Source organism: Pseudomonadota bacterium, from assembly GCA_034660915.1.
Taxonomy (GTDB): Bacteria; Desulfobacterota; Anaeroferrophillalia; order Anaeroferrophillales; family Anaeroferrophillaceae; genus DQWO01.
In genome coordinates this window covers 1-2,366 of record JAYEKE010000162.1, presented here as the reverse complement: position 1 = coordinate 2,366, position 2,366 = coordinate 1, and the positions used below count along the sequence as shown (strand labels likewise).

The 2,366-nt window shown below is 46.9% G+C and carries 2 protein-coding genes; both read right to left on the bottom strand.

The features are described 5' to 3' along the window. Positions 1 to 1,601: chaperonin GroEL (gene groL, locus U9P07_09490; protein MEA2109638.1), on the bottom strand; the 1,601-nt coding region annotated here is incomplete at its 3' end. 95 nt (positions 1,602 to 1,696) lie between these two features. After that, positions 1,697 to 1,984, bottom strand: a complete 288-nt coding sequence (gene groES, locus U9P07_09485; GenBank protein ID MEA2109637.1) for a co-chaperone GroES — start codon at positions 1,982 to 1,984, stop codon at positions 1,697 to 1,699. Positions 1,985 to 2,366: the final 382 nt, after the last annotated feature.

Sequence of the window (2,366 nt, the reverse complement as noted above, 5' to 3'; positions counted from 1 at the left end):
GGCATGCCGCCGCCGGCATCCTTTTCAGGCGTTTCCGCCACCATGCATTCCGTGGTCAGCATCAAACCGGAAATACTGGCTGCATTCTGCAACGCCGTCCGGGTAACTTTAGTCGGGTCAATAATCCCGGCCTCATACAGATCAACATAGACGCCTTTGGCAGCATCAAAGCCATAAGCACCGCCCTCTTTCTTGAGGTGTTCAACAATGACCGAACCTTCCTGGCCGGCATTATTGACAATCTGCCGTACCGGTTCTTCCAGTGAGCGACGAATAATATTAGCACCCATCTGTTCATCATGAGTCAGGTCTTTCAGTCCGTCCAGTGCAGCAATGGTCCGCAACAGGGCCACGCCGCCACCAGGTACAATACCTTCCTCAACGGCAGCCCTGGTTGCATTCAAGGCATCCTCAACCCGGGCTTTCTTTTCTTTCATTTCGGTTTCAGTAGCAGCACCAACATTAATCACGGCCACACCGCCGATCAGCTTGGCCAGCCGTTCCTGCAGTTTTTCCTGATCATAATCAGAAGTGGTTTCTTCGATCTGCACCCGAATCTGTTTAACCCGAGCCTGAATATCTTCCTGGGTACCGGTGCCATCAACAATGGTAGTGTTATCTTTATCAATGGTAATCCGTTTTGCCTGGCCCAGATCGTTCAGGCTGGCACTTTCCAGCTTCAAACCTACTTCTTCGGAAATCACCTGACCACCGGTCAGAACAGCAAGGTCCTGAAGCATGGCTTTCCGCCGGTCACCAAAACCAGGAGCCTTAACGGCCACACAATTCAGGGTGCCGCGCAGTTTATTAACCACCAGGGTCGCCAAGGCTTCACCATCAATATCTTCGGCAATCAGCAGAAAAGGTTTGCCGGCTTTGGCAATCTGTTCAAGAATCGGCAGCAGATCTTTCATGTTGCTGATTTTTTTGTCATGGATAAGGATATATGGATCTTCAAGAATGGCTTCCATCCGTTCCGGATCGGTGACAAAATAAGGTGATAGATAGCCGCGATCAAACTGCATCCCCTCAACTATATCAAGGGAAGTTTCCATCGCCTTGGCTTCTTCAACCGTGATCACCCCTTCTTTACCCACTTTATCCATGGCTTCGGCAATAATATTACCGATGGTTTCATCGCCATTGGCGGAAATAATACCCACCTGGGCAATCTCTTTGTGGGTCTGGGTCGGGTTGCTCATTTCCTGCAAATTATCAACAATATTGGCAACCGACATATCTATGCCCCGCTTCAATTCCATCGGGTTGGCGCCGGCGGCAACCATTTTTGAGCCTTCACGATAGATGGCCTGGGCCAGCACGGTCGCGGTGGTGGTTCCATCACCAGCCACATCACTGGTTTTACTGGCAACTTCCTTCACCAGCTGGGCACCCATATTTTCAAATTTATCTTCCAGTTCAATTTCCTTGGCAACCGTCACCCCATCCTTGGTAATCGTGGGAGAACCAAAGGATTTATCAATAATAACGTTGCGTCCCTTAGGACCTAAAGTCACTTTTACCGCATCCGCCAAAACATTCAGGCCGGCCAAAATCGCGTTTCTGCCATCCTGAGCAAATTTAAGTTCTTTTGCAGCCATTTTTCAACATCCTCCTGTTATAATAAGTAATTATCTTCTACACATTAACATTTAAAAACTTCTCGAACCTGCAATTCACGTTCTGGACAAAGCTCCTATTCCAAAACGCCCAACACATCGTCTTCACGCATAATAAGGTGTTCCACTCCGTCGATCTTAATTTCAGTCCCGGCATACTTGCCAAACAAAATCCGGTCTCCAGCTTTAACATCCAGAGGCCTCACCTTACCATCTTCTAAGACTTTTCCCTTACCCACCGCGATAACTTCACCCTCCATGGGTTTTTCTTTCGCCGCATCGGGAATAATAATCCCACCCTTGGTTTTTTCTTCTTCCTCAAGCCTCTTGACAATCAGTCTGTCCTGCAAAGGTCTGATATTCATTGCTTTTTCCTCCTTACATACCTTCTTTTAAAGATTTCACGGTTACCTGCATTCTGTTATCCGACAGCCTGAAAAAACCACATCCAGGCTGCTGTTTAAATTTGTTAGCACTCACTGATGAAGAGTGCTAACGGGACGGATACTACAGAGGTTTACTGGAAAAATCAAGCGTAATTATTACTTATTACAGGTTTTAACAGGAGAATAACCGGGGCAGGTAAGAACTATAGGCTTATTTGCTGCTATTTTCTATGTATTAATCCCATTTTCGTGAATAATTGAATAATGTTCTCTGAGGAATCAATTTACCCTGGCGAATTTTAGTCAACAGGGAAGCAGGGTTACAACCAGGAGGATAGAACGAGAAATCGATTACCCGGGT

Coding starts and splice junctions, on each gene's coding strand:
- groES (MEA2109637.1), bottom strand. CDS start 1,984: ATGAATATCAGACCTTTGCAGGACAGACTGATTGTCAAGAGGCTTGAG.